Origin of the sequence: Iodobacter arcticus (genome assembly GCF_042664895.1) — a bacterium.
In the GTDB taxonomy this organism is placed as follows: domain Bacteria; phylum Pseudomonadota; class Gammaproteobacteria; order Burkholderiales; family Chitinibacteraceae; genus Iodobacter; species Iodobacter arcticus.
This window is the reverse complement of sequence record NZ_JBHTBQ010000006.1, coordinates 193,823-220,238: the sequence shown is the minus strand read 5'-3', so window position 1 is coordinate 220,238 and position 26,416 is coordinate 193,823. Positions and strand designations below refer to the sequence as shown.

Here is a 26,416-nt window from a genome sequence, read left to right as displayed (position 1 = left end):
CAATAAGCTTTAGTTGCGCCAAAGATAATAGAGGGAAGTCTGCATAGGATACAAAACGGGGATATCCCTAATAGAGGGTGTTTTCTTTAATGCAGATTTATACAGGAGGGAGTCAAACAGGCTGTGGATAACTTTGTGGGTAAGATATAAATAAAGCATTGATTAAAACGATTTAAAGCGATGAATCCAGCCTTGGTAGCAGCAAAGAAATAGTGCTAAGAGCCAAGCCAGATACCATTTAGCGGAAAAAAAAGCGATGAGAAATTATATTTATAAAAACCAGCCACAAGCACAGCTCTGCCTGTGTGTAAAGGCTTAGAGCACACTTTGATATACCGCAAAAAACCAGCACTTAAGATGTCAACAGCACTACAGGTTTTAATAAATTTTAAGGAAACAGCGGGTTAGCAAGAAAGATGTCTATCAGACTAGTTCACAGAAATGACATTATCCAGCAATATATTTGAAGGATATCTTGTAAGCTGAGGAACGGTTAAATGCCTTGCTCACACTTGTATTTTGACCTTCTTATGCCTCATTTCAAAAAAAACAAGGCGGAAAACTCTGAGGTTTTCCGCCTGTAAATTCAGGGCATTAGCAGCAGAGCAAGGCCAGCCAATGTGGCTGGCTAGCACTCCCCCTACATGCTGAGCCTGACAATTTAAAGCACGTAGCGCGCTAAATCTTCGTCTGCGGCAATGCCACCTAATTTGCTGCTTACGAATTCTGCATCCACCACAATCTTGCCGCTTTTTGCATCAAAGGAGATTTCTTCCAGCAAGCGCTCCATCACGGTATACAAACGACGCGCGCCGATATTCTCGGTGCTCTCGTTCACCTGCCAGGCAATTTCGGCCATGCGCTTTACACCGGCATCGGTGAAATCCAGCTCCACCTCTTCGGTGGCAAGCAAAGCCTGATATTGCTTCACGAGGCAAGCATCGGTGCCTGTCAGAATGCTGGCAAAATCGCCAACGGTGAGTGAATTCAGCTCAACCCGAATCGGGAAACGCCCTTGCAGCTCGGGAATTAAATCCGAAGGCTTGGCTAAGTGGAAAGCACCGCTGGCAATAAACAGAATATGGTCGGTCTTCACCATGCCGTATTTGGTGGTAACGGTGGTGCCCTCTACCAGTGGCAGTAAATCGCGCTGCACACCTTGGCGGCTGACTTCACCGCTGCCTGCCTCGGCACGGCTGGTAACTTTATCAATCTCGTCGATAAACACAATGCCGTTTTGCTCAACCGCTTGCAGTGCTTCGGTTTTGGCGTCTTCTTCATTCACCAACTTGCCGGCTTCTTCCTCGGTCAGCAGCTTTATCGCCTCAGCCACTTTCAGCTTTTGCGCTTTCTTTTTATCTGAGAACGCGCCTTTAAACATTTGCTGGATCTGGCTGGAGAAGTCTTCCATGCCCGGCGGGCTCATCACTTCCATCGTTGGCACGCTGGCTGCCACTTCGATTTCAATTTCCTTGTCGTCAAACTTGCCTTCACGCAGCATTTTGCGGAATTTTTGACGGGTATCTGATTCATCGTTGCCACCCGGTGGCAAGAGTACATCCAGCACCCGCTCTTCGGCGGCATCAGTAGCACGAGCACGATTGCGGCTAATGGCTTTATCCCGCACCTGCTTGACGGCAACCTCAACTAAATCACGAATAATGCTGTCTACATCTTTACCGACATAACCCACTTCGGTGAATTTGGTCGCTTCTACTTTAATAAAGGGTGCGTCAGATAATTTGGCAAGGCGGCGGGCAATTTCAGTTTTACCCACACCGGTTGGTCCAATCATCAAAATATTTTTGGGTGTGATTTCACTACGCAGCGGCTCTGCCACCTGCTGCCTGCGCCAACGATTACGCAGCGCAATCGCTACCGATTTCTTGGCCGCAGCTTGGCCAACAATATGCTTATCTAGCTCGTGAACGATTTCTTGCGGCGTCATATGGCTCATGGTCAATCCTTAACAATATATAAAAGGCAGATGGCGGCACTCTCGATAAATTTAAAGCCTGATACACACATATTTCATCTCTTTATGCCTTAGTTGGCCCCCTAAAACCACGGGTAATTAATACATAAAATCATAAGCACTTGCATACAAATCAACTAGATAAGTTCTACACTAGCTATATATAAGCCTTACGCAGAGAGAAATATGAGCAATAGCGTAGATGATGATTGGTTAGACGAAGACACTACAGATGAATCAACCCGTGATCACAAAGATTGCTGGACGATCTTGGTAGTGGATGATGAGCCAGATATTCACCATGTCACGCGGCTTGCTCTGGCCAATATCGAATTTCTAGGTAAGCGTTTAGAAATCTTATCTTGCTACTCCGGCGCAGAAAGTCTGGAACTACTCACTACCCGCCAAGATATCGCCTTAGTATTACTTGATGTAGTGATGGAGCAGGAAGATTCCGGCCTACAAGTGGCCCATGCCATCCGCGAAACCCTAGGCAATCACCAGATCCGCATTATTTTACGCACAGGCCAGCCCGGCGTTGCCCCAGAGCGGCGAGTGATTGAAAGCTACGATATCAATGATTACAAAGCCAAAACCGAACTCACCCGCGATAAGCTCTACACCGCTATTCTGGGCACTTTGCGCTCTTATAAAGACATTATGCAGCTTGAGCACCAGCGCCAGATGCTGGCCGCCAATCGTCGGGGTTTAATAAAAGTGATTGAGGCTTCGGCCAGTATTTTTAAACAGCAATCGATTCAGCAATTTGCCCAAGGCGTATTAGAGCAATTGCAATCACTGCTGTTTTTTGAGCAAGAAGCTTTATATGTGGTTGTTCAGGGCGGGATGGCCGCCCTATCACAAGATGGAGGCGTTCAAGTCATGTATGCCACCGGCGGCTATCAAGCGCTTTGCGGCAAGAAACTAGAAGTTGCACAGCTGGCCCAATTTGATGCCTCAATCAAACAAGCAATGCAGGAAAGCCACAGCGTCTACGCTACCGATCATTTTGTCGGCTTTTTTCATACTGAACGTGGGCCGGTTAATTTACTGATTATCGATGGCCCCGTGGCTTTATCTAATCCAGATAAAGAACTGATCGAATTATTCTGCCGCAATGTGAGTATCGCTTTTGAAAATCTAATGATGAATAAAGAAATTCAAGCGCTGCGCGGGGTGGAATGAATCGCTTATGGCGGGTGCAGCTTAGCTAGATACTGCAGCACAATAACAAGCATTGAATCATCGTAGGGCGGGTTGCACCCGCCCTACAAAAAATAAAACTCATGATCTTAGCCTAAGCGGATGCAGAGATAAGCCTGCTAGCCCAGCCTACCATTGCAGGCATAAGCTAACTGAGCTAATCCCCCTTCAGCAAAATAAATCACTCCGATTTGCTACTGCCTGCTTTTGCAAAGCCCCAAGCCCACACTTTCAACGGTAGAATCATCCATTCCCTCTCACCAACCCGTAGCATGCTATGTCGAAAGATTATCTGGAAAGTATTATCAAAGCCCGTGTCTACGATGTGGCTATTGAATCTCCGCTAGAATTCGCCCCCAATCTATCGCGCCGCATTGGCAATAAAGTGCTGTTTAAGCGCGAAGATATGCAGCCCGTGTTCTCGTTTAAAATTCGCGGCGCGTACAACAAGATGTCTAAGCTTAGCCATGCCGAATTGGAACGTGGCGTAGTGGCCGCATCCGCTGGCAACCATGCGCAAGGCGTAGCGATGGCCGCCCAGCATTTAAATTGCCGCGCTACCATTGTGATGCCAACCACCGCCCCACGTATCAAGGTAGACGCCGTTACCCGCCGTGGCGCTGAAGCAGTGCTAGTCGGTGATTCTTACTCCGATTGCTATCAGCACGCGCTTAATTTATCCGAGCAAACCGGCGCTACGCTGATTCACCCTTTTGATGATCCTGATGTGATTGCCGGGCAAGGCACGGTGGCGATGGAGATTTTGCGCCAATACCCCGATCATATCGACGCGATTTTTATTCCAGTAGGTGGCGGTGGCCTGTTGGCAGGGATGGCGGCCTATATCAAACGCCTGCGCCCAGAAATTAAAATCATTGGTGTAGAGCCAACTGACGCCAACGCCATGTATTTAAGCCTGAAGCTGGGCGAGCGCATTACCCTGCCACAAGTGGGTATTTTTGCTGACGGCGTAGCGGTTAAACAGGTTGGTGAAGAAACCTTCCGCCTCTGCAGCCAATTTGTCGACGACGTGATTCTGGTCGATACCGACGCCATGTGCGCGGCCATTAAAGATGTATTTGAAGACAATCGCTCGATTCTAGAACCAGCAGGCGCACTGGCCATTGCGGGCCTAAAAGCCTGGGCAGCGCGTGAAGGCAAGCAAGACGCCACCCTGATCGCCGTGGCCTCTGGCGCAAATATGAATTTTGACCGCCTGCGTTATATTGCTGAGCAAGCCGAAATGGGCGAGCAGCGCGAGGCGATTGTAGCCGTCACTATTCCAGAGCAGCCGGGCTCTTTCCGCACTTTCTGTAAGCTCATCGGTGCGCGCAATATCACCGAATTTAACTACCGCTACTCCAGCAGCACCGAAGCCCATGTTTTTGTCGGCCTATCGATTCAAAATCGCAGCGAAGTGATCGATTTGATTAGCGACTTAGCCACAGCAAAAATCGCCGCAGTCGATCTCACCGATAATGAACTCGCCAAGCTGCATATCCGCCATTTAGTCGGCGGCAAAGCACACAATGTACAAAACGAGCGCCTGATGCGTTTCGAATTTCCAGAGCGCCCTGGCGCCCTGCTGAATTTCTTAAATGGTATGAATGGAGAGTGGAATATCAGCCTCTTTCACTACCGCAACCACGGCGCAGATTACGGCCGTATTTTGGTCGGCATTCAAGTGCCAGAGCAAGACAACGACGCGTTTAAAGCCTTTGTTGAGAAACTGGGCTATATGCATTGGGATGAAAGCGATAATCCTGCTTATGCACTATTTTTGAGTGCTTAAAAAAACGGCCATCAATGATGGCCGTTTTTTTATGCATTAATCCCGGGTTGCAGCCCGCGATCGACAACAATTAAATCAAATTACGCGCAGCTTCAATCACGATATCTACCGCAGTATGCTCAGCCAATTTCATAGCTTCTGCATCTGGGATTTCTTGCTGGGTGCGGTTTACGATCACGCCAGCGACCATCCCTGCACGCCAACCTTGAGTCGCGCACATAGTTAGCAAAGTGGCGGATTCCATCTCGTAATTCATCACACCCATCGCCTGCCATTCTTTCATCGAACCTTGCAAGCTGCCTAGTACACGACCGCTACAAGTATCGTAGCGCTCTTGGCCTGGGTAAAAAGTGTCTGATGAAGCGGTTACGCCGATATGCAGTGGCTTACCGGCTTTTTTAGCCGCATTCACCAGCGCAGTCGTGCAGTCAAAATCGGCTACGGCAGGGAAGCTCATCGGGGCAAAGTGCAAGCTTGCGCCATCCAAGCGAACCGAACCGGTGGTCACCAGCACATCGCCCACATTGATATGCGACTGAATCGCACCCGTTGTACCCACGCGCAAGAAGGTGTTGATCCCCAACTGAGCCAACTCTTCAACCGCAATCGAAGTAGAAGGGCCGCCAATGCCGGTTGAGCAAATCACAATCGGCTTGCCATCGAGCTCAGCAAGGTAAGTGGTGAATTCACGGTGGCTGGCCAGCAACTTGGCATTGCTCATTTTTTCAGCAATACGCTGCACACGGGCAGGGTCACCCGGCACAATCGCAAGAGTGGCACCGGCTAAATCGCTTTTAGCGAGACCTAAATGGAAAACTTCAGATTTAGACATGAGAGTCCTTCAATTTGAAAAAAACGAACCCAAACCTTGAACCACGGAGAACACGGAGGGCCACGGAGAAAACCAATCATTTCCTCGTATCACCTCGTCTTCTCAGAAATTCCACGTTTTGTAGTTTGAGTTTAAATTTGAGCTCTAATCCGTAGGGCGGGTGAAACCCGCCGCTGTTTCATCACAAAACTTGGCGGGTTGCACCCGCCCTACGGTTTTGCATCCGGTTGGATATTTACAGCGCAGGTGTATCTTTTGGGTCGAGGTAGAAAGCACCCGGCAGCAGATCGCCTGCGGTGGTGATTTCCATATCGTCTTTCATATTGCCCAAGATCACTGGCAGCGCGGGTGTACCGATTTCTATCATCACCTGACGGCAAGCACCGCAAGGCGCGATTGGGCCGGGAGTATCACCCACTACGGCAATAGCAGAAAAATCACCCGGCTTATAGCCATTAGCTACCGCGCTAAACAGCACAGTACGCTCTGCACAGTTGCACAGGCCATAAGAAGCGTTTTCTACATTGCAACCATGAAATACGCGGCCATCTTTGGTAATCAGTGCCGCGCCCACTAAAAAGCGCGAATACGGCGCATAGGCTGAAGTGCGAGCGATACGGGCCTGATCTAGTAATTCTCTTGCATCGAGTTCTTCACGCGTCATGACTTACTCCAAGACATATATATAAATGAGTACAGTTGGTTCATTCAGTGCTTTCGTAAAAATCCCCCAGCATCGTTATGCCTCCTAGCCGTACAAACTGCACTGTCTTTGTCGGCATGCCTTGCTGGAAATTTTTTACTTAAGTACTTACGTTTTTTAAAACGGCTTAGTCTAAAAACGCTTTCCCAACAGGAAAGGACGACAGATTGAACCAGTTAGCCAAGCTCTGACCCACGTCTGCGAAAGACTCGCGAATGCCAATGCTGCCAGCCGGAACGCACTTGCCGTAGACCAACACCGGCACATGCTCACGAGTGTGCTCAGTGCCCGGCCAAGTTGGATCGCAGCCGTGATCGGCCGAGATAATCAGAATATCGTCGTCTTTAAGCAGGGCCAGCATTTCTGGCAGGCGCTTATCGAATAATTCCAAGCCACGGGCATAACCCGCTACATCGCGGCGGTGGCCAAATTTCTCATCGAAATCAACAAAATTGGTCATCACAATACTGTTGTCAGGCGCGTCGAGCGTGGCTTTTAGCGTGGCATCCCATAGCGCGGTTAAGCCGCTGGCTTTAATGCCCTTGGTAATGCCGCAATGCGCGTAAATGTCCGCAATTTTGCCGATAGAAACCACCGTGCCGCCTGCATCAGTCAGCTTTTCTAGAACCGTTTTAGCTGGGGGCGCAACAGCATAATCATGGCGATTACCGGTGCGGGCATAAGTTGCTGGTGTTTCGCCATCAAATGGGCGAGCAATCACGCGGCAAATATTGTATTGCAGCATTTCTTCATGGGCGATCTGGCATAGCTCGTAGAGTTTTTCTAAGCCAAAGCTTTCTTCGTGTGCAGCAATCTGGAATACCGAATCGGCCGAGGTATAAAAGATTGGCTTGCCAGTAGCGCGATGCTCATCACCCAGCTTGGCAATGATATCGGTGCCAGAAGCGTGGCAATTACCCAGATAGCCGGGCAGGCCTGCACGCCTTACCAAGGTTTCCAGCAGCTCTGGCGGGAAAGTGTCGGTTTTTTTGGTGAAATAGCCCCAGTCAAACAACACCGGCACACCGGCTAATTCCCAGTGACCCGATGGCGTGTCTTTGCCGGACGAAATCTCAAAAGCTGCGCCATAAGCGGCAGTCGGCTTGATCGTGGCGGATAGGCCTGCTGGCACTTTGCCGCTGGCTAAGCCACAAGCCAAACCCATTCCCAACGCTTCAAGATGAGGAATTTTCAGCGGGCCGCTGCGCTCGATATCAGCCTCGCCATTGAAACAACGCTCTGCAATATGGCCAAGTGTATTGGAGCCTACATCACCAAACTTGTCTGCATCAGGCGCAGCGCCTACACCGAGTGAATCCATAATCAGGAAGATGGCACGCATGGGTGACTCCTTAGGGCGGGTGTTTACCCGCCAAAATTAATACTATTAATAAATAATCGGATTGCTGGCAACGGCAACTAAGCCGTATGTAAACGCAGCCTGTATTTCTTGTACCGCCAGCTCGGCCGCCTGCGCGCTTTGTGCATGCACAATCGCCAATGGCTCGCCAGCTCTCACTTCTTGGCCTAAACCTGCAATTTGCGTCATCCCTACTGCGTAATCAAGTAGCTCACCCGGCTTACGACGGCCACCGCCTAGGCTAACTACAGCCATCCCTAGCGCACGGGTATCTATAGCCACAATAAAACCATTCTGTGCCGCTGGCACTGCAATTTGTAGCGCAGCCTGTGGCAAATATTCATCTGGCTTTTCAACAAAATCTGCCGGCCCGCCAAGGCTGGCGATCATACGGCCAAAGATTTCCGCTGCACGGCCGCTATTAAGGGCAGCCATTAGCTTGCTTTCTGCCTCGGCCACATTCGCCGCCAATTTACCCAGCACCAGCATTTCGCTACACAGCGCCATCGTCACCTGATGCAAACGCGCTGGGCGATGTTTGCCGCTTAGATAATCCAGCGCACAACGCACTTCGATAGCATTGCCCGCACATGGGGCGAGTGGCTCGTTCATATCGGTGAGCAGCGCTGCAGTGGGCAGGCCTGCGCCATTGCCAACTTCTACAATACTGGTCGCCAGCTCACGCGATGCGGCCAGATTAGGCATAAATGCACCGCTGCCTACTTTGACATCCATCACCAGCGCATCCAACCCTGCCGATAATTTTTTCGACAAAATCGAGCCGGTAATCATGGCCACCGATTCCACCGTGGCGGTCACATCGCGAATCGCATAGAGGCGTTTATCCGCAGGGGCTAAATCACCGGTCTGGCCAATAATGGCAACGCCCACTTCACGCACCGTTTTGCGAAATAGCTCGGTACTTGGCTCGGTGTTGTAGCCGGGAATGGCATCAAATTTATCCAGCGTGCCACCGGTATGGCCCAAGCCACGGCCAGAAATCATCGGCACAAAGCCGCCACAAGCCGCAATCATTGGCCCCAGCAGCAGCGAGACTAAATCGCCCACACCGCCAGTTGAATGTTTATCCAGCACCGGACCAGATAAATCCAAGCTGCGCCAATCCAAAACCTGACCCGAATCACGCATTGCCAAAGTCAGCGCCACGCGCTCGGCAAGCGTCATGCCTTTAAAGTAAACCGCCATTGCAAGGGCGGCGATCTGCCCTTCAGAAATGCTCTGATCGCTAATGCCGGACACAAAAAAACGAATCTCATCACCACTTAAAACATCGCCATTGCGCTTTTTACGGATGATTTCCTGGGGCAAAAACATATAAACCTCTTTGAAACAAAGCACATGCCATCACAAGCATTGAATCATCGTAGGGCGGGTTTCACCCGCCCTACAAAAACTTAAACCACAGAGAAAAACATTCTATCGTTGGCTTCCTCTGTGAAACTCTGTGCTCTCAGTGTTCTCTGTGGTTCAAGAATTGGCTCTGCTTAATCAATACGCCGATTTAGCCGTTGCGCCTGCATCGTGGCCCAAGGTGGTGAGCAAGCTGCCCATCAGGCTGGATGCGCCAAAGCGGAAAGTCGCTGCTTGCGCCCAATCTGGCCCCATGATGCGATCAGCAATTGCGAGGTATTCCAGCGCATCTTGTGCAGTACGCACGCCGCCTGCAGCCTTAAAGCCAACCGCTTTGCCGCTGTCTTTAATCGCCTGAATCATGATTTCAGCGGCTTCTTGCGTCGCATTAACCGGCACTTTACCGGTAGAGGTCTTAATAAAATGCGCGCCTGCAGCAATTGAAATTTCACTGGCTTTACGAATCAGCGCGGGTGTTTTTAACTCGCCGCTTTCGATAATCACTTTCAAAATTTTGTTGCCCACTGCAGCGCGGCTTTGTGCCACTACATCAAAGCCAACTTGCTCGTCCCCCGCCATCAGCGCGCGCCATGGAAACACCACATCCACTTCATCTGCGCCATTGGCAATGGCGGCAGCTGTTTCAGCTGCAGCCTCAGCCGGTGTTGGCTCGCCCTTAGGAAAATTAGTCACGGTGGCCACCGGAATATTTAAACCGTGAGCCGCCAGCGCCGCTTTTGCAGTGGGTACAAACTGTGCGTAAACACAAAGCGCAGCAGGATTGCCCACAGGAGTTTTAGCTGAAGCCGCCAAAGCTTCGATGGATGCCACGGTGTCAGAATCGTTCAGCGCGGTTAAATCCATTAAATGCAAACCACGCAGGGCTGCGGCACAGAGTTGATTTTGGGTCGTCATGATTTTTCCTTTTACAAAATATTTGAGCGGTTCGCCTCAAAGATGAAGCTTGATCTGAGCATGTTGGGTTACGCTTGTTTATTGGCAAATACGGCCAACAAACAAGCTAACCCAACCTACCCAACTAGCCACTAGGCTCTGTTGACTTGTATTTCACAAGGGAACAAATCAACAGAGCCTGCTTTAAAACCTTAAGCCATGCTAATAAACAAACCAGCAATCGTTGCACTCATCAAATTAGACAGCGTTGCAGCAGCCACCACGCGCAAGCCATAACGGCTTACTTCGGAACGGCGCTCTGGCGCTACCGAGCCAAAACCACCGGCCAAAATAGCAATCGACGAGAAATTGGCAAAGCCACACAGCGCAAAAGACAGAATCGCCAGTGTTTTAGCATCCAATACTTGCAAGCCAGCAGCCGTTACCGATGCCGCGTCTTTAAGGTAAGGAGCCAAACCAACAAAGGCCACAAACTCGTTCAAGATCATTTTTTGGCCAAGGAAGTTACCCGCCAGCGCCGCATGTTCCCAAGGCACACCAATTAAGTAAGCCAATGGCGAGAACACATAACCCAGAATCAATTCCAGATTGTATTCAGGATGGCCAAACAAACCGCCAACACCTGCAACCAAGCCATTGACCAGCGCAATCAAGCCAATAAACGCCAGCAACATCGCGCCTACATTCAGTGCAATTTTCAAACCCACCGAGGCACCTGCGGCACCCGCTTCGATCAGATTAGCCGGGCGCTCGTCGTCAAAAGTCAGGTCTTTAATTTCTACTGTGCTTTCTTCGGTGCTTGGACAAATGATTTTGGCAAATAACAAACCACCTGGAATTGCCATAAATGAAGCGGCAATCAGGTATTCCATACGCACGCCAAGGCCTGCATAACCCGCCAATACCGAGCCAGCAATCGCAGCCATACCACTCGACATCACCGCAAACAGCTCCGGGCCGCTCATGGTTTTCATAAACGGCTTAACCACCGCAGGCATTTCGCTTTGACCCAAGAAAATAGTCGTTACCGCTGAAAAAGATTCCAGCTTGCTCACGCCCAACAGCTTTTGAAAGATCGTGCCTAAAATGGTCACAATCCAGCGCATTACACCGAGGTAGTAAAGCACTGAAATAAATGAAGTCATAAAAATAATCATCGGCAATACACGGAATGCAAATACAAACCCGCCGTTGCCAAAGACCTCAAACATTTTTTTATCGACTAAACCGCCGAATAAAAAGGCGATACCATGATTGCCGTATTCCAATACATGATTCACGGCATTAGCCACATTGAGTAAAATATCTTTACCAAGCGGGATAAAAAGTACAATTGCACCAATTGAAATCTGTGTTAATAATGCGGCGATAATAACGCGGGGTTTAATTGCTTTTCTATTCATTGAAAGTGCAAAAGCAATCAATAATAGAACAGCGATACCGATTAGGCTGCGTCCAACTTCTAACATCTTCGTCTCCTGAAATTTCACATACCGCTTTATTTAGCGTGCGCTGCGGCTTGTTTTTTACGGGTTTTCACTCTGCCTGCAATATAGGCTTGGCAATATTTGAAGAAATAAGGTGTTTCACTTATACGTCGACCACCCAAAAAAGAATGAATGTTTAGCAAATCAGCCTATGTAAGTAAAGTAGTCATTTTTCAAAAAAAGCTGCACATATTAATGCTTTTTAAGTAAAAAAAGCTAAATTTCTCTGCCAATTATCAGAAAAAATCAATTTTCTTTGTTTTATTTTTTCATACATTGTAAGCAATAGCATTTACTGTTTTATTTGAGAGAAATCAAAAAAGGCACAACCCATAGGGTATGTGCCTTTTTTCGCCGATTAAATATGGCCACTTTTTTTAAACAAAATCAAGCAAAGCCTGACATTTTAAATAGGGGAAATCTGAATCTATTTATTTCATTAAAAGTAGCTCAGCGATTATTTTTAACCCATTCCAACCATGGCTTAAATAAGGATGGGCAGCGTGCGGCTACCACTGATCTTTGCCAGATATGATCCTGCCAATAATTGTCATGGTGGATACTGGCAATTTGCCCTCCGGATTCTAATAAAATCAAAACCCCTGCCGCGTAATCCCATAATTTTTGCGAGCCATGCAGCATTAAATCGGTACGCCCTGCTGCCAGCCAGCACCAATCGATAGTCGACGATCCATAATTGCGCAAGCTGCTGAAAGGGGCCACGCTCACCACCCGCGCTGGCAAGCGCCCGCCTAAATACTTAGGCTCCACCGCCGCCACCGCCTCACACAAAGACTTAGGTATCTCGGTGCGTAGCGGCAAAGAGCGCTCATTCATCCACGCGCCATAACCTGCCGCAGCGGAAAAACACTCATCCAAAGCGGGTACATACACCACGCCCAACACAGGCCGGCCTTGGCGAAAGAGCGCAATCGATACCGAAAAATGCGGCAAACCATGTACAAAATTAGTTGTGCCATCAATCGGGTCCACTATCCACAGCCCATCCGCATGGTTTTCCCACAGCGCCTTTTGCTCGGCAACGCTCATTTCCTCGCCCAGCACAGGGCAATTTATAATTTTAGGGAGCTCACGCTGCAAAGCTGCTTGCGACGCCATATCCGCCTCGGTAAAGAGACTGCCATCTTGTTTACGGCTCGACGCCACCTGCTGAAAACGCGGCATGATTTCATCAGCCGCCACGCGCCTAGCCAAAGCCACCAGATCAGATAAACGCTCAAAATCGCTCACAGCTTTCTCCCTTGTTTACCCCTCATTGTAAGGCCCCAAGCCCACTTTGTTGCATGTGCACATAAAAAAACGTTGGGGAATATGTGTAGGGAAGGAGGGCTAGTTTTTTTACCTATACACATTAGGCTGGGTATTTGTCATAGCATCTGCTGCACGTTAGTAAAAATAACGACTCATAGGACGGGTGAAACCCCATGTGCACTAGACAATTTGGTCTTTCGATAACAAACAGCAAAAAACGTAATAACCACGCTCTCGGCACGGGGCTTAAAAATCCCCTTGAAGCACGCCGAAACGAGGAATAAGCGGATCGGGGTTTCGGCAAAGGGGTTAGCCTTTGTCGCCGAGCCGATTATCCGCAGTGAGGGGCTTTCGTGCTGGTCGGGGCGGCCTTCTTTGCTTACTTTCTTGGCCGTTCAAGAAAGTGAGTCCCCGCGGGGATGCCGCACCAAAATCAACGTGCCGAAGGCACTAAAAAGATCTTTTAAACTTTTGTGAACAAAAACGGCGGGTTTCACCCGCCCTACAAAAGATCCCACCCATAAAAAAACCGCTCCCCCATCAGAGGAGCGGTTTTTGTGGGTTTTAATCAGCTAAACACCGCTAATTAATAAGGCCACTTCCAGTTTTTAACTTCTGGCATATCGTCGCCGTGTTCTGCGATGTATTGGCCGTGTTCTGCCAATTTATCCGACAGTTTTTGACGAACATGTGCGCCGATTTTTTGCAAAGATGGCACACGATCAATCACGTCGATAGCTAAGTTATAGCGATCTAGCTTGTTCACCACCACCATATCAAACGGTGTAGAGGTCGAGCCTTCTTCGATATAACCACGTGCATGAATATTGCTGTGACCATTGCGACGGTAAGTCAGGCGGTGAATCAGCCATGGGTAGCCGTGGAAGGCAAACATCACGGGCTTATCAGTTGTAAACAGCGAATCAAACTCACGATCTGATAAGCCGTGTGAGTGCTCTTTTTCTGGCTGCAAGGTCATCAAATCGCAGACGTTTACAAAGCGGATTTTCAGATCAGGGAAGTGCTGGCGCAGCAAATCAGTTGCAGCCAAGGCTTCCATAGTCGGTACTTCACCCGCGCAAGCTATCACTACATCTGGTTCGCCGCCTTGATCATTAGACGCCCAGTCCCAAATCCCCAGACCCTTAGTGCAATGGGTAATGGCTTGATCCATGGTCAGGTATTGCAACGCTGGCTGCTTACCGGCAACCACTACGTTTACATAGTGACGGCTGCGTAATACATGATCGGTGACGCTGAGCAGGGTGTTGGCATCTGCAGGCAGGTAAACACGGATCACTTCGGCACGCTTGTTGATCACATGATCAAGGAAACCTGGATCTTGATGGCTAAACCCGTTGTGATCCTGACGCCATACATGCGATGTGAGCAGGTAATTAAGCGATGGCAACGGTTTACGCCAGTTGATGGTGCGCGTTGTTTTCAGCCATTTTGCGTGCTGGTTAAACATCGAATCAATCACGTGGATAAACGCTTCGTAGCAGCTAAAGAAGCCGTGACGGCCGGTCAAGTTGTACGCTTCCAGCCAGCCTTGGCAAGTGTGCTCAGACAAGATTTCCATCACGCGGCCATCTTGCGCCAAGAAGTCATTGTTTTTATCGGCTTCAAGGTAATCAGCAAACCAAGTTTTGCCTGATACATCAAACACATCGTTCCAGCGGTTAGATGCAGTTTCATCCGGCCCAAAGATGCGGAAATTCTTTTGCTCTTCGTTTTCTACCATCACATCGCGCAGGAATTTACCCATCACGCGAGTGGCTTCTGCGTTCACTGTACCTGGCTTGTCAAAAGTAACCGCATATTTGCGGAAATCTGGCATGCGCAGATCTTTTGATTCCTGACCGTGCACCACTGGGTTAGAACCCATGCGCAATGCGCCTTCCGGTGCTAATTCAGCCAGCTCGGCCTTGAACGAACCATCGGTATTAAATAATTCTTCTGGACGATAGCTCTTCATCCAGTTTTCTAAGTTGTGAACGTTTTCTTCATCGATATCAGAGAACGGCACTTGATGGCTGCGCCAGTAATCTTCAACTTTCTTGCCCTTAATTTCTTTCGGGCCAGTCCAGCCTTTAGGCGTACGCATCACAATCATTGGGTAGCGTGGGCGAACGATGGGCTGACCAGCATCCATTTCCGCCTGTGCTTTAGCACGAATCGCATCCAGCTCGGCCATACACAGATCCATGGTCGCCGCCATTTTTTGGTGGATCTCGGTGAATGATTCATTCTTTTCATTGAATGTTTCGGTTTTCAGCTCAACAAAGTGCGGCTTGTAACCAAAACCTTCGAACATCTTGGTAATTTCTTCGTGGCTAATACGGGACAGCAGTGTTGGATTAGCAATCTTGTAGCCATTCAAATGCAAGATAGGCAGCACAAAACCATCATTCACTGGGTGCAGGTATTTATTAGAGTGCCAAGATGCAGCCAGCGGGCCAGTTTCAGCTTCGCCATCACCCACAACGGCAATCACCGTTTGAGTTGGATTATCAAATGCTGCACCAAAGGCGTGTGAAAGCGAATAACCCAACTCGCCGCCTTCGTGCATCGAGCCCGGAGTTTCTGGGGCTACGTGCGAAGGAATACCGCGTGGGAAGGAGAATTGCTTAAACAGGCGTTGCATACCTGCCGCTGTGCGGTCGATATGTGGATAAAACTCTTCGTAGCTGCCTTCTAGATAAGTATTTGCCACCAAACCTGGGCCGCCATGGCCAGGACCAGTGATGTAAATCATCGGGCTTTTGCGTTGTTTAATAATGCGATTGGCGTGTACATAAATAAAATTCAGACCGGGCGTTGTGCCCCAGTGGCCCAACAAACGTGGCTTGATATGAGCAAACTTCAGTTGCTCGGTAAGAAGCGGATTATCTAACAAATAAATTTGGCCAACAGAAAGGTAATTAGCCGCACGCCAGTAAGCGTGCATTTTGTCGATTTGTGCAAGAGATAGCTGTTGAGTCACGGAACACCTCGTTGAGAGTTGCTAATCAGTAAATCGTTAAGAATTTCATCTGTTGAAGCTCACTGTACATGATTGCTATTTCAGTCTGCATGACAAAAATCAAATCTGTTTAAAATAGAACACAATAAGTTTTTCACCTTAGTACAGACAGCCCAAAGGGCGATTTGTTCCTGATTTTTTCCAAAACAACAAAAAATACCATCGCATTAAATATAATATGGCGTATACACCCCTTATTTTAAAAAACAAAGCGGCATAAAGAAGACACATTATATTTTATTAACTGGCTGTTTATTTAAAATAAATAGCGTTATGTTTTAAATAAAACACATCTTTAGTTAAATATAATTATATTAATTGGAATTGGAATGCAGTTCAGGCAAGAATTTATCAGCAATAAGTATCGATCTAAGCAGCGCTATGCCTTACTTGCTCTTTATTTATTGTTCCGGTAACTTGGCAATGTTGCGTAAATTTAAAGTAAAAAAGCCTGTATATCATGCCCACACTAGTAGCCAAGCCATTTTCAAAACGGCTTATTTATACTAGCAAGTGCAGATAAGATGGCACATGGCACGCCTTACACCCCCATTTTTCTTATATTAAATGATTGGAGCAATCTATGAGCTTGCCTATGGCGAAAGAGCAGGAAAAAGTTCGTTTAGTTTTACAAAAGCAGAATGTGCCACCAAGCTTTAAAATCAATATGAAACTGTTTGCTGATGTAAGTGGCTCATTTAAAGATGAGTTCACCAAACAATTAGCCAATGGCAGCTATATTGTTGATCCATTTTTTACTGCTGCGCTCGCAATTGCAGGCGTCATTGATCCAGACCGTAACATTCAGATTATTGGCTTTTCTGATCGCGCACTCGATACGGGTGACTATTCGGTTGATGGGGCAGAAGGGATACGCACTGAATTCTTACAGCGTGCCAAGCCTATTTTATGGGGCTCTACCGATTATGCTAAGGCGCTAGAAGCTTTACTTAAAAGCGAAGCCATGGAGAAATCACTAGGTGGCATGCTCAAAGGCTTATTTGGCTTTGGCAAGAAAAAAACCGTAGAGAAAAAAGAAGCATTTTTAGTTTTATTTGTTTCCGATGGCGAAGATATGGGTTCGGCTCAGAATTTTATTTCTCAATTAAAAGAGCTGGCTGAGATTGGTACTTTTGTCGCATTAATTGGTGCAAACTCGGATAAAAATGTAAAGTTTAATTTGATGCAAAAAGCCGCTAAAGAAGTAGAAGGCTGCACATTTCATCGCTTAACTGAATTAGCCAACCTATCGACAGACCAACTTTATGATCGTATTTTTGATACTGAATTTAAGCGCTGGTTTGAGCAATTACCCGCTGAATATAAAGTGTAATATTGGCTGAATTAAGCGGCAGCCAAGCCTACCGTTTTAAGATTTGATTCAACATTAAACCAATGTAAGGATAAAAAATGCTCCCCATGACTAAAGGCGGCAGCTTGCCGCTCACAAAAAACAGTGAACCATTACAAGAAGTCCGCCTTGAGCTATCTTGGTCTCCGCCCAAAAATAGCAGCAAAGGCAGCTATGATCTGGACGCTAGCGCCTTCCCCCTCAATAGCAACGGTGGTGGCCCAATGGGAACCATCACCGAAGTAAGTCATATCTGCTATTGGGGCCAGCAAAAAACACCATCTATGGAGCACTTAGCTGGCGATGATCGTACGGGTGACGGCGATGAGCCTGATGAAATCATCTTGATCCGCTTTAATGCCCTGCCAAGCAATTGCGATTTGATCGCCATTGTTGGCTCCATCGATAAAGCCATCGAGCGTGGGCAAAGCTTTGCAGAGGTTGCCGATGCCACAATGCAAATCTTTAATAATAAAACCAATGAGCTCTTAGCCTCAGCTAAGCTTGCAGCGCTGGACGCTGGCTCTACGGGCTGCTTATTTGCAAGTATCCGCAAGAAAAATCAGATTTGGACAGTAGAAAACGTAAGCCAAGGCTATCCGGGCAAAGAACTGCCTGATTTCTTCCAGCTATTTGGCTATCAAGGCTAATCATGTCTGGGTATCGCGATTTATTTGGTGCTCCTTCAGCCCCAATGCGCGACCTGTTTGGGGAGCAGCCTGCTGCTCCCCAAACAGCCCCCGTTGCCGAAGCATTGACTGATCTATTTGCCGGGCAAATCAGCAGCGCCGTGCCTGCTAAGGCAGATTTAAGCCCAGCCCTCCTTGCACCAACAACAATTGCCAGCACTGAAGGCGTTAATCTGCGTTATGCAGAATTAACTCAAGCCAGCGAGCAATTAATGCACCGTGTAATCGATCTCACCCAATCCGTTAAAAGCCGTGAAAATCTATTAAATACGATATTTACTGAAGCCAAGCGCCAAGCAGATGATTTACAAGCCGCAATCAATCCCAAACGCAGCATATTATTCAGAAAAACAACGATAGATAAGACGCAGGCACATCACTTAATCGATCAGTTGCAATTATTTATGCGGCAAGAATTAAAACCAGATCTGTTTTTACAAAATGATATCGACGAATTACTACGCCAAACCGATTATTTAGATCGCTTGGCGCATGTTTTAAAAACAGATGCGCTACTTGTATTAGCGCCAGAAGATCAGCTACTTAACCGTATTCTGACACAAGCACAAATTCTGGCCCTGCAAGCGGCATCAACACGACAACTCACCGCCCAACTAGGCGAGCAATTACACGATATTGAAAACTGGCGCACTCATTTTCTATCTCTATTAGTCGTCAATATTCAGCAAAAACTCTGAGGATCACCATGTCGCAATATAAAGATTTATTTGGTAGCCCAACACCAGGCCCAAGCCCAAGCCCTCAAACTAGCGAAGTAAACCAAACCGTAAACACCGTGTTAAATGTTATTCAGCCATCAGAAGTGGCAGCCCCTGCAGCTGTCGATCCCGCAGCGACCTCAGCCCCAGTTGCAGATCCCGCCTTAGTGGCACAGATTCGCCAATTAGGAAACGAGCAGCTCGAGGAAATCGGCAACAGGCAAACTCAGCAATTGGTTAATTTATCCGACCAGCTACTAGCTAAAACACGCGCCAGTGATACCGGCGATTTTGGCCGTGGGATGAATGATGTGCTGAAGCTGATGACCACCGTGCACTACGATCAGCTCGGCGAGCCTAGCGGCTTAAACGGGCTGGTTAACCGCCTGAAACGCACTTTAAAAGTGGCAAAAGTAGATGTTGTGCAAGCGTTTGATAGCGCAAAAGGGCAAATCGACAAAATTTGCAACGATATGCGCAATCGCCTGCGCGTCATGGAAACCGATAACCAATGGCTAAGCAACGCTTACGAGGCCAATCTGGCCGATATGCGCGCCCTAGAGCAAATCCTGCCCGCCATCGGCGTTGTGCTGGCCGAAGAGCAGCAAAAGTTGGCAGCGCTTGATCCTAACGACCCGATGCAAATTGCCGGGCAACGGCAACGGGTAGATCGCTTAACCCGCAGGGCAGAAACAATTGAGCTGCAAATCCATCAGGCCAAATTACGCGCATTTCAAATCAAGGGCCTAGAAGACGCAAATCGTGGGATTACCGATGATTTTCGCTCCTTGCTGGAAAACGCGATTCCCGCATGGGGAACGGATATCAGCATGGGTTTACTCAGCCTGCGACAAAAAGCTAATTTAGAGATTAGTAACCGCGTTAAAGATCAAATTCAATCTTCAATGAAACGGGCAGCAGATCAAATTCACGACAATGTAATTGGCGCTGAAACCGCACTACAAAGGCAGGCTGTAGATGTGAATACGCTGCAACATGTGCAAGATAAAACCATTAATATGATCAGGCAAAAAATCCAATTGGCCGAACAGCGCAGCCAGCAGCGAGCCAAAACAACCCAAGAGCTGATGCGGATGGATGCCGAATTAAAACAAACTTTAAAGCAATAATCCAAAGCATTTAAAGCCAAAGTTTTACGATTACTCATTGCTATTAGTAAAAAGCCCCGCTGTTTTTGCAGCGGGGCTTTTTATTTTAAAACGAATGACTAAAGAAAATTAAAGTCATTACTACAAATAACGGTAAAAGAATCGCGCAAGACCAAGCCATATAGCCAAAGAAGCTTGGCATTTTAATACCACGATCTTCAGCAACTGCCTTCACCATAAAGTTCGGTGCATTACCAATATAGCTTAATGCGCCCATAAATACCGAGCCTGCCGAAATAGCCAGCAAGGTAGAAGCCATCGGGCCCATCATTTGCACCGCATCGCCATGAGCCAGATTAAAGAACACTAGATAAGTTGGTGCATTATCCAGGAAGGCAGAGAGTAAACCTGTCATCCAGAAATACATATAATCAATTGGGCCACCACTCGCATTACTCACTGTATTGACCAGAGGCGCTAAATGCCCTGCCTCTCCCGCCCGCAAAATTGCAATTGCCGGAGCCATTACAATAAAAATACCGGCAAATAATTTAGCCACTTCTAGAATAGGGCCCCAATTAAAGTCATTACCGGCCCGCACAGGCTTGGGAGTGAACTTTAAAGAAAGCAGTGCTAAAGCCAGCAGAATTAAATCGCGCATTAAATCCTGAATCGCCAGCTCAGTACCCGCAATATTCCAACTAATTCCTGGCTTCCACACACCCGACATCACCACCGATGCCACCACCGCTGCGATCAAAAAGAAATTGAATTTGCCATGAATTTTAATCGGCTTATCTTTGGTTTTATCAATTTCCAGCTCGCCTTCTTTTTTGAAGTAATAGCTATCAATAAAATAAAACACCGTCAGCAATACAGCAGCGGCAAAAGCCACTAAGGGCAGCATATGGCTAAAGGTCCAGAAAAAATCTACACCCTTTAAAAAACCCAGAAACAAGGGAGGATCACCCAAAGGGGTTAAACCACCACCAATATTCGCCACCAAGAAAATAAAGAACACCACCACGTGCACATTATGTTTGCGGTTGTCATTGGCTTTAATTAAGGGACGAATCAAGAGCATCGCCGCGCCAGTCGTTCCCATAATCGATGCCAATACCGTGCCTAAAGCTAAAAGAGCGGTATTAAGTTTGGGAGAACCGTGCAAGTTTCCCCACACTAAAATCCCACCCGAAATGGTGTACAGGGCAAATAAAATCAAGATAAAGGGAATATATTCAGCAATCATCGCATGCGCAATCACGCCCAGCGATGTAGATAAGCCAAACACCATGGTAAACGGCAGTAAAAGACATGCCACCCAAAAAGCGGTGACCTTGCCAAAATGGCTGTGCCAAAAATGCGGTGCAAACAGCGGGAATAGCGCAATTGAGAGCAAAATACCCACAAAAGGCAGCGCCCAAAGCAAGCTTAAGCTAGCACCATCAAAATCTGCCGCCAGCGCAACGCCAGGCAGCAGACTTAAAGCAAGAAGTAAGTTTTTTTTCATCATGACTTTTGGATAAATTCGATTTTGTAACCATCCGGATCCTCAACAAAAGCAATAATCGTAGTGCCATGCTTCATTGGACCCGGCTCGCGAACCACCTTACCGCCTTTTTGGCGTACATCGTTACAACAGGCAAAAATATCGTCTATTTCAATGGCGATATGTCCATATGCATTGCCAAGATCATATTGTGCGGTATCCCAATTATGAGTGAGCTCAAGCACTGTACCGCTGGCTTCATCTTCGTAGCCTAAAAATGCCAAAGTAAAGCGCCCCTCGGGAAAATCTTTGCTGCGCAATAAACGCATCCCTAATACTTCGGTATAAAACTGAATAGATAGTTCCAAATTGCCCACACGGAGCATGGTATGCAACAAGCGCATGACGATTGTCCAATTCAAGAAAACTTAAGTTTACCGTGTTTCTATTGCCTTGCTGTATTAAGGCCACGGCATAAATTCACGATTTTTTGCCCTTGTAGCTTTAGCCAAAGCCAATCGATACACCCATTCACCTTACAAAAAACACCTGTAAAATCAGTAAGTAAGCGATTAACTTAGTTATTTAAAGCTTATTTTTGCTGCCTAAGGGTTGACACAAAATCTCAATACATTACAATGCGTCCTCTCTGAAGTGCGAGCGGGTCGTTAGCTCAGTTGGTAGAGCAGTGGACTTTTAATCCATTTGTCGCAGGTTCGAATCCCGCACGACCCACCACTCACTCCACTCAGATAAAAGATTTAGGGCTGTTAGCTCAGCTGGTAGAGCAGCGGACTCTTAATCCGTAGGTCGACAGTTCGAATCTGTCACAGCCCACCAAAAAACAACCCAATCAAAAATGATTGGGTTTTTTGTTGGCTGTCGTTTTACCCCCCCCCATTCATCGATTACAATTACAGCCGCCTTAAGCTGCCCAGCCACAGATCTTACCCATGAATGAAGCCCAACAAATGCGCTGTCTGCAGCTCATTAGCCTCGGCACTTTCCGCTAACGCGCATCAATAGAGTCTGTTAACCCTTCATTCACAATTGTGCTGAGCCGGAAAACAGCTAGGCACAAGGCATACTACGAAGACAATAACGGGTTATTTCCGAGGAGCATAACGCAGTGAATGGCCGTTTTCCAGCCAAGCCCGGTCTTGGCGAGGAAAAACCCTCGCAGGCGGAGGGGCTGTACGGAGTTAAAATGCCTAGGTGCTTGTATTTCATATCAATCGCAAGTTTATAAAGTAGCAAAGTAATCTATGCAGGGATGCCGGCGCTCTGCCACAGGGGTGTAAAGGTCAAGAACACCCCAGAACAAGAGCAAGCAACAACAAACATTTCCTGCTCACTAAAGTATTTATTTTTCAAAAGCATTTGACAAGCTAAATATATCAGCTATAATCCGCATCTCTTTAGAGCGGGTCGTTAGCTCAGTTGGTAGAGCAGTGGACTTTTAATCCATTTGTCGCAGGTTCGAATCCCGCACGACCCACCAAGTATTAAGTATACAAAAAGCCCAATCTTCAGATTGGGCTTTTTGTTTTTCAGCAAGCCTTCTGTATCCCTGCCTCCTTCCCCCAAGCTCATATCCCACACTGCCACTTTATTATTTTTCTTTGATTAACTGTAGTTTTTTACAAATTCAGCGGGTTTAAGTTAGTATTTAATGTGATCCAAAGACTATATTTTTAATCTTTTTAAAAAAGTACTTAGATATTAATTTTTAAGTATCGAGCCTGAGCTCATCACATCAGTAGTATAAGGATATTTGAATGCTTGGCCTGCTAGGAACCCTTAGTGCCATTTTATTGGTATTTCTGGTGATGGCGATTATTTTAATTCGTCGCTTGCTAAGGGATAGTCAGCGCTATCAGGCACTGCTCGACAGCATTCCGGATTTAGCCTGGGTCAAAGATAAACAAAGCCGCTTTGTGATTGTTAATCAGGCCTTTCGCAATATATGGGGTATTGCAGACCCAAAATGGCTCATAGGTAAGGATGATTACGCCCTTTCCCCGCCTAATTTAGCAGCCAGTTATCAGGCAGATGATCAACGTGTCATGAACAGCGCAAAAACAATGCGCTCCGAGAATAATTTTGAGCACATTCAGGATGGCACTCGCTGGATGGAGCTAATCAAAGTCCCTGTATATTTGCGCGGCAACGTTATTGGCACAGCGGGTATTGCCCGTGATATCAGTGAGCGAAAAACCGCCGAAGAACGTTTATTCTGGCTTGCTCACCACGACCCGCTCACTCAGCTAGGTAATCGCACCTTCTTAGCCCAGCAGCTCACCCAAAAGATCAAGGCCGCCCAACCATTTTGCGTTTGGCTGATTGATTTAGACCACTTTAAGCGCATTAATGACGCTCTGGGGCATCAAGCAGGCGATCAGGCGCTCACACAAGTCGCCAGCAATCTCAGTAGCTTAGGCTCAGAGGTATTTCGCTTGGGCGGTGATGAGTTTGTATTGCTTGATGCGCTCAATCACGCTCACGCCATTAATCAGGCCTTAATGGGGCTTTTAAACATCCCGATCATCATTGAAGGCTTGAAGTTTGAGCAGACATTTACTGCAGGGCAAGTGGATTTTCCCAACGATGGCACTTCGGCAGAGCAATTATTAAAACACGCCGATGTGGCACTCTATGAAGGCAAAGCATTAGGGCGAGGACATATACGCCGCTTTGAAACTCATATGGCTACCCAAGCCGTCAGACAATTAGAATTAGAGCGGGATTTACGCAGCGCATTAATCAATCAGCAGTTCAGACTAGTCTATCAACCACAAATCGCCCTCTCTACTCAAAAACTGATCGGCTTTGAGGCCCTATTACGATGGCATCACCCAGAACGAGGAGAAATCCGCCCCTGCGACTTTATTCCCTTTGCAGAACAAACCGGCATTATCTGTGCAATTGGTGAATGGGCTTTAGATCAAGCGATTGCCGAGCTTAGCTATTGGGATCAATCAGGCCTGCCCTTAGTGCCGGTATCAGTGAATGTCTCTGCACTACAATTAGAAATCCCCAGCTTTGCCGATTCCGTCATTGAGCGATTAAACCTTTTACCAGTCCATTTACGCAGCAATATTGCGCTAGAGCTAACAGAATCAACCCTCATGCAAAATCAAGCATTAGAAAGCATTCAAGCTTTATGCGCGGCAGACATTCCTTTGTATATGGATGATTTTGGAACGGGCTATTCTAATTTATCGATCATCTCCCAATTAGGCCTTTCTAAATTAAAATTTGATCGCAGTTTAATTCAAAACGTACCCAATAATAATGCTCATCAGAAGGTATGCAGTGCCCTGCTCGATTTAGCCGGAGCTTTAGAATTAGAAGTCATTGCTGAAGGAGTAGAAACGCCAGAAGAAGCACAATGGTTACTTGAGCAAGGCGTTTTATATGCACAGGGTTATTGGTTCTGCCATCCGCTTGAAAGCGCACAAGTGGTGCACTACCTGAAAGAGCACCAGCCCTAATCGCCGAATAAGCTTTTAAGCGCTCCCTATTTAACTCTTTTTAAAAGCAATGCTTGCGCCAGTCTATAACGGCTTATCCCTTGATTGGAGCATCATGATGCGCGCCCTCTATTTTGCTTAGCTCTACAAGCTTTGCTGCTGAGCTTATGCCCCAGATAGGCCAATGGGAAATCACCAGCGAAATGCCTGTTGAGCAAAAAGCAGCGATGAGCAAAATGACACCGGAAATGCTCAAGCAAATGCAGCAAGGCAATATGCGCTTCGATTCCAAGGCAGGAACAATGATTATGTCGACTTGCTTATCCAAAGATAAGCTGGGCACTTGGCAGCAGATGGGGCAAAAACCACCGCAGCATTGTGATGCCGCCAAAATAAGCTATAGCGGCAATACCGTAACCATGGATATGCAATGCCGCCAGCCACAGACATCAACAATGCATAGTGTGATTCAATTTAGTGCAGCAAGAGACAGCGATCAATACCAGCACCATATTCAGGCTCAGGGTAAAACAATGGTCTTAAAAGGAAGCGCAAAGCGGCTAGGAGATTGCAAATAAGGCGGAAAAAAACAGGGGCGCAATTTGCCCCCCTGTTTTTACAATTAGCTCTGAATACGGAATGTACGCAGGAAAGGGGTATTGGTTTGCGGCCCAAACCAGCGATTAAAGATCAGCTCTGCTTCACCGCTTTTTTCAGTTTCCAGCAGTGTTTCATTAATCAGATTAAGCAGGCGCTTTTCATTGAGCTTCACGGCGACAGAAAGAATTTCAGTGGCATTGGCAAAGCTGGACAATTCATACTGTGCTTTTGTTGTCATGGTGTTTAAAGCGCCCGCCAAGGTAGGCTCATCATCCATCACCGCATCCACACCGCCCTGCTCTAAAGATCTAACTGCATCAGATATATCAGCAAAGGCCGTGATATTTGCCTTAGGGTAAAGCTTTCTGGACAGATCTTCTCCTGTCGTACCACGTGATACGGCAATCCGCGATTTAGCCAGTGATTCTGCAGTAGGATACTTCCCTTTTTTGCTCAATGCTTTTTGCGAAGCAACGAAATATCCAATACTGCAGGCCACTTCACGTTCACGCTCCGGCGTTTTAGTAAAAGCCGCCACAATCACATCAACCTTGCCTGTTTTTATACTGGGAATTCGCTCTGCCGGATCGACATCCTGTACAACCAGCTTCACCCCTATTTTTTTAGCAATCGCCGCTGCAAAATCAACGTCATAACCTGAAACAGTACGGTTTTTATTTCTTTGCCCAAACGGAGGTACATCTGCGGAAACACCGACAATCACCGTGCCTCGCGCTTTGATCGTATCGAGCAAATCAGCATGCGCCACTATGCTGCAAACACTAAGTAAACCAGCCAAAAGTAATCGTTGCATAACAAGCTCCGGGCAATAGCACAAAAACCTGCACTTCATTGCCGTATCAGATTAGAGATAGCTAATCTTAAAGCGCTTTCGCCACGACCGTCATACTGCGGTAATCGCCAACTGTATAATTTATCCCGCTGTGCATGCGTTCAAAAACACCACAATACATAACTTCACTAACTGGCTAGCTTGGTTACTTACAATAGAGCAACAAAAACACTCAGTATAAAAACTTATGTTTATAAC

Annotated in this window: 20 protein-coding genes and 3 tRNA genes; 11 read left to right on the top strand and 12 right to left on the bottom strand. The window is 47.2% G+C overall.

Annotated elements, in window-relative coordinates; genetic code table 11:
- Positions 1 to 661: 661 nt before the first annotated feature.
- On the bottom strand, positions 662 to 1,957 hold the full coding sequence (gene hslU, locus ACFQNF_RS03820; protein ID WP_380186216.1) for an ATP-dependent protease ATPase subunit HslU: 1,296 nt from the start codon (positions 1,955 to 1,957) through the stop codon (positions 662 to 664).
- A gap of 204 nt (positions 1,958 to 2,161) precedes the next feature.
- On the opposite strand from hslU, the gene ACFQNF_RS03815 reads away from it, so the two are divergent.
- Positions 2,162 to 3,160 (top strand): DUF3369 domain-containing protein, encoded by a 999-nt coding sequence (locus tag ACFQNF_RS03815; RefSeq protein WP_380186215.1) that lies wholly within the window; start codon positions 2,162 to 2,164, stop codon positions 3,158 to 3,160.
- 295 nt (positions 3,161 to 3,455) lie between these two features.
- Entirely contained in the window at positions 3,456 to 4,970 is a 1,515-nt protein-coding gene (gene ilvA / locus ACFQNF_RS03810) for a threonine ammonia-lyase, biosynthetic (RefSeq protein WP_380186214.1), read from the top strand.
- 70 nt (positions 4,971 to 5,040) lie between these two features.
- Here the strand turns inward: ilvA and udp are convergent, their stop codons facing one another.
- From udp to ACFQNF_RS03770, 8 genes are all read right to left on the bottom strand, one after another.
- Entirely contained in the window at positions 5,041 to 5,802 is a 762-nt protein-coding gene (udp, locus tag ACFQNF_RS03805) for a uridine phosphorylase (RefSeq protein WP_380186213.1), read from the bottom strand.
- Positions 5,803 to 6,037: 235 nt separating this feature from the next.
- Positions 6,038 to 6,466, bottom strand: coding sequence for a cytidine deaminase (locus ACFQNF_RS03800; RefSeq protein WP_380186212.1), 429 nt, complete (start codon positions 6,464 to 6,466; stop codon positions 6,038 to 6,040).
- A 166-nt stretch (positions 6,467 to 6,632) separates the two neighbouring features.
- On the bottom strand, positions 6,633 to 7,847 hold the full coding sequence (locus tag ACFQNF_RS03795; protein WP_380186211.1) for a phosphopentomutase: 1,215 nt from the start codon (positions 7,845 to 7,847) through the stop codon (positions 6,633 to 6,635).
- Positions 7,848 to 7,892: 45 nt separating this feature from the next.
- Positions 7,893 to 9,200 carry a thymidine phosphorylase gene (gene deoA / locus ACFQNF_RS03790; RefSeq protein WP_380186209.1) on the bottom strand — a complete coding sequence of 436 codons (1,308 nt, stop codon included), beginning with the start codon at positions 9,198 to 9,200 and terminating at the stop codon, positions 7,893 to 7,895.
- A 174-nt stretch (positions 9,201 to 9,374) separates the two neighbouring features.
- Positions 9,375 to 10,151: a deoxyribose-phosphate aldolase gene (deoC, locus tag ACFQNF_RS03785; RefSeq protein WP_046353669.1), complete on the bottom strand. Its 777-nt coding sequence runs from the start codon at positions 10,149 to 10,151 to the stop codon at positions 9,375 to 9,377.
- 191 nt (positions 10,152 to 10,342) lie between these two features.
- The gene (locus ACFQNF_RS03780) at positions 10,343 to 11,620 is read right to left on the bottom strand and encodes a NupC/NupG family nucleoside CNT transporter (RefSeq protein ID WP_380186208.1); all 1,278 of its coding nucleotides are present in this window, start codon (positions 11,618 to 11,620) and stop codon (positions 10,343 to 10,345) included.
- A gap of 468 nt (positions 11,621 to 12,088) precedes the next feature.
- Complete coding sequence (locus ACFQNF_RS03775; RefSeq protein WP_380186207.1) at positions 12,089 to 12,889, bottom strand: inositol monophosphatase family protein; 801 nt, start codon at positions 12,887 to 12,889, stop codon at positions 12,089 to 12,091.
- A 607-nt stretch (positions 12,890 to 13,496) separates the two neighbouring features.
- A complete protein-coding gene (locus tag ACFQNF_RS03770; protein ID WP_380186206.1) occupies positions 13,497 to 15,896 on the bottom strand; it encodes a phosphoketolase family protein in 2,400 nt (799 codons plus the stop codon).
- A gap of 622 nt (positions 15,897 to 16,518) precedes the next feature.
- Between ACFQNF_RS03770 and ACFQNF_RS03765 the strand changes: the two genes are divergently transcribed.
- The 4 genes from ACFQNF_RS03765 to ACFQNF_RS03750 all read left to right on the top strand — a co-directional run bounded on the left by ACFQNF_RS03765 (position 16,519) and on the right by ACFQNF_RS03750 (position 19,824).
- A complete protein-coding gene (locus ACFQNF_RS03765; RefSeq protein ID WP_380186204.1) occupies positions 16,519 to 17,268 on the top strand; it encodes a VWA domain-containing protein in 750 nt (249 codons plus the stop codon).
- Positions 17,269 to 17,345: 77 nt separating this feature from the next.
- Positions 17,346 to 17,936, top strand: a complete 591-nt coding sequence (locus tag ACFQNF_RS03760) for a TerD family protein (RefSeq protein ID WP_380186203.1) — start codon at positions 17,346 to 17,348, stop codon at positions 17,934 to 17,936.
- A gap of 2 nt (positions 17,937 to 17,938) precedes the next feature.
- Entirely contained in the window at positions 17,939 to 18,673 is a 735-nt protein-coding gene (locus ACFQNF_RS03755) for a hypothetical protein (protein WP_380186202.1), read from the top strand.
- 8 nt (positions 18,674 to 18,681) lie between these two features.
- Positions 18,682 to 19,824 (top strand): toxic anion resistance protein, encoded by a 1,143-nt coding sequence (locus tag ACFQNF_RS03750; RefSeq protein WP_380186201.1) that lies wholly within the window; start codon positions 18,682 to 18,684, stop codon positions 19,822 to 19,824.
- An 85-nt stretch (positions 19,825 to 19,909) separates the two neighbouring features.
- On the opposite strand, the gene ACFQNF_RS03745 is transcribed toward ACFQNF_RS03750, so the two are convergent.
- Together ACFQNF_RS03745 and gloA are read right to left on the bottom strand one after the other, a co-directional pair.
- Complete coding sequence (locus tag ACFQNF_RS03745; RefSeq protein ID WP_380186458.1) at positions 19,910 to 21,313, bottom strand: sodium:proton antiporter; 1,404 nt, start codon at positions 21,311 to 21,313, stop codon at positions 19,910 to 19,912.
- Complete coding sequence (gene gloA / locus ACFQNF_RS03740; RefSeq protein ID WP_380186199.1) at positions 21,313 to 21,696, bottom strand: lactoylglutathione lyase; 384 nt, start codon at positions 21,694 to 21,696, stop codon at positions 21,313 to 21,315. The genes ACFQNF_RS03745 and gloA overlap by 1 nt, the downstream gene beginning before the upstream one ends.
- A 258-nt stretch (positions 21,697 to 21,954) precedes the next feature.
- Between gloA and ACFQNF_RS03735 the strand changes: the two genes are divergently transcribed.
- From ACFQNF_RS03735 to ACFQNF_RS03715, 5 genes are all read left to right on the top strand, one after another.
- Positions 21,955 to 22,030: transfer RNA gene (locus ACFQNF_RS03735), tRNA-Lys, on the top strand.
- A 26-nt stretch (positions 22,031 to 22,056) separates the two neighbouring features.
- Positions 22,057 to 22,132, top strand: a tRNA-Lys gene (locus ACFQNF_RS03730).
- A 585-nt stretch (positions 22,133 to 22,717) separates the two neighbouring features.
- A tRNA-Lys gene (locus ACFQNF_RS03725) sits at positions 22,718 to 22,793 on the top strand.
- Between the two features lie 277 nt (positions 22,794 to 23,070).
- Complete coding sequence (locus tag ACFQNF_RS03720) at positions 23,071 to 24,786, top strand: putative bifunctional diguanylate cyclase/phosphodiesterase (protein WP_380186198.1); 1,716 nt, start codon at positions 23,071 to 23,073, stop codon at positions 24,784 to 24,786.
- 146 nt (positions 24,787 to 24,932) lie between these two features.
- Complete coding sequence (locus ACFQNF_RS03715; RefSeq protein WP_380186197.1) at positions 24,933 to 25,343, top strand: DUF3617 domain-containing protein; 411 nt, start codon at positions 24,933 to 24,935, stop codon at positions 25,341 to 25,343.
- A gap of 44 nt (positions 25,344 to 25,387) precedes the next feature.
- Here ACFQNF_RS03715 and ACFQNF_RS03710 read toward each other — a convergent pair whose 3' ends face one another.
- Positions 25,388 to 26,179 (bottom strand): transporter substrate-binding domain-containing protein, encoded by a 792-nt coding sequence (locus ACFQNF_RS03710; RefSeq protein WP_380186195.1) that lies wholly within the window; start codon positions 26,177 to 26,179, stop codon positions 25,388 to 25,390.
- Positions 26,180 to 26,416 lie beyond the last annotated feature (237 nt).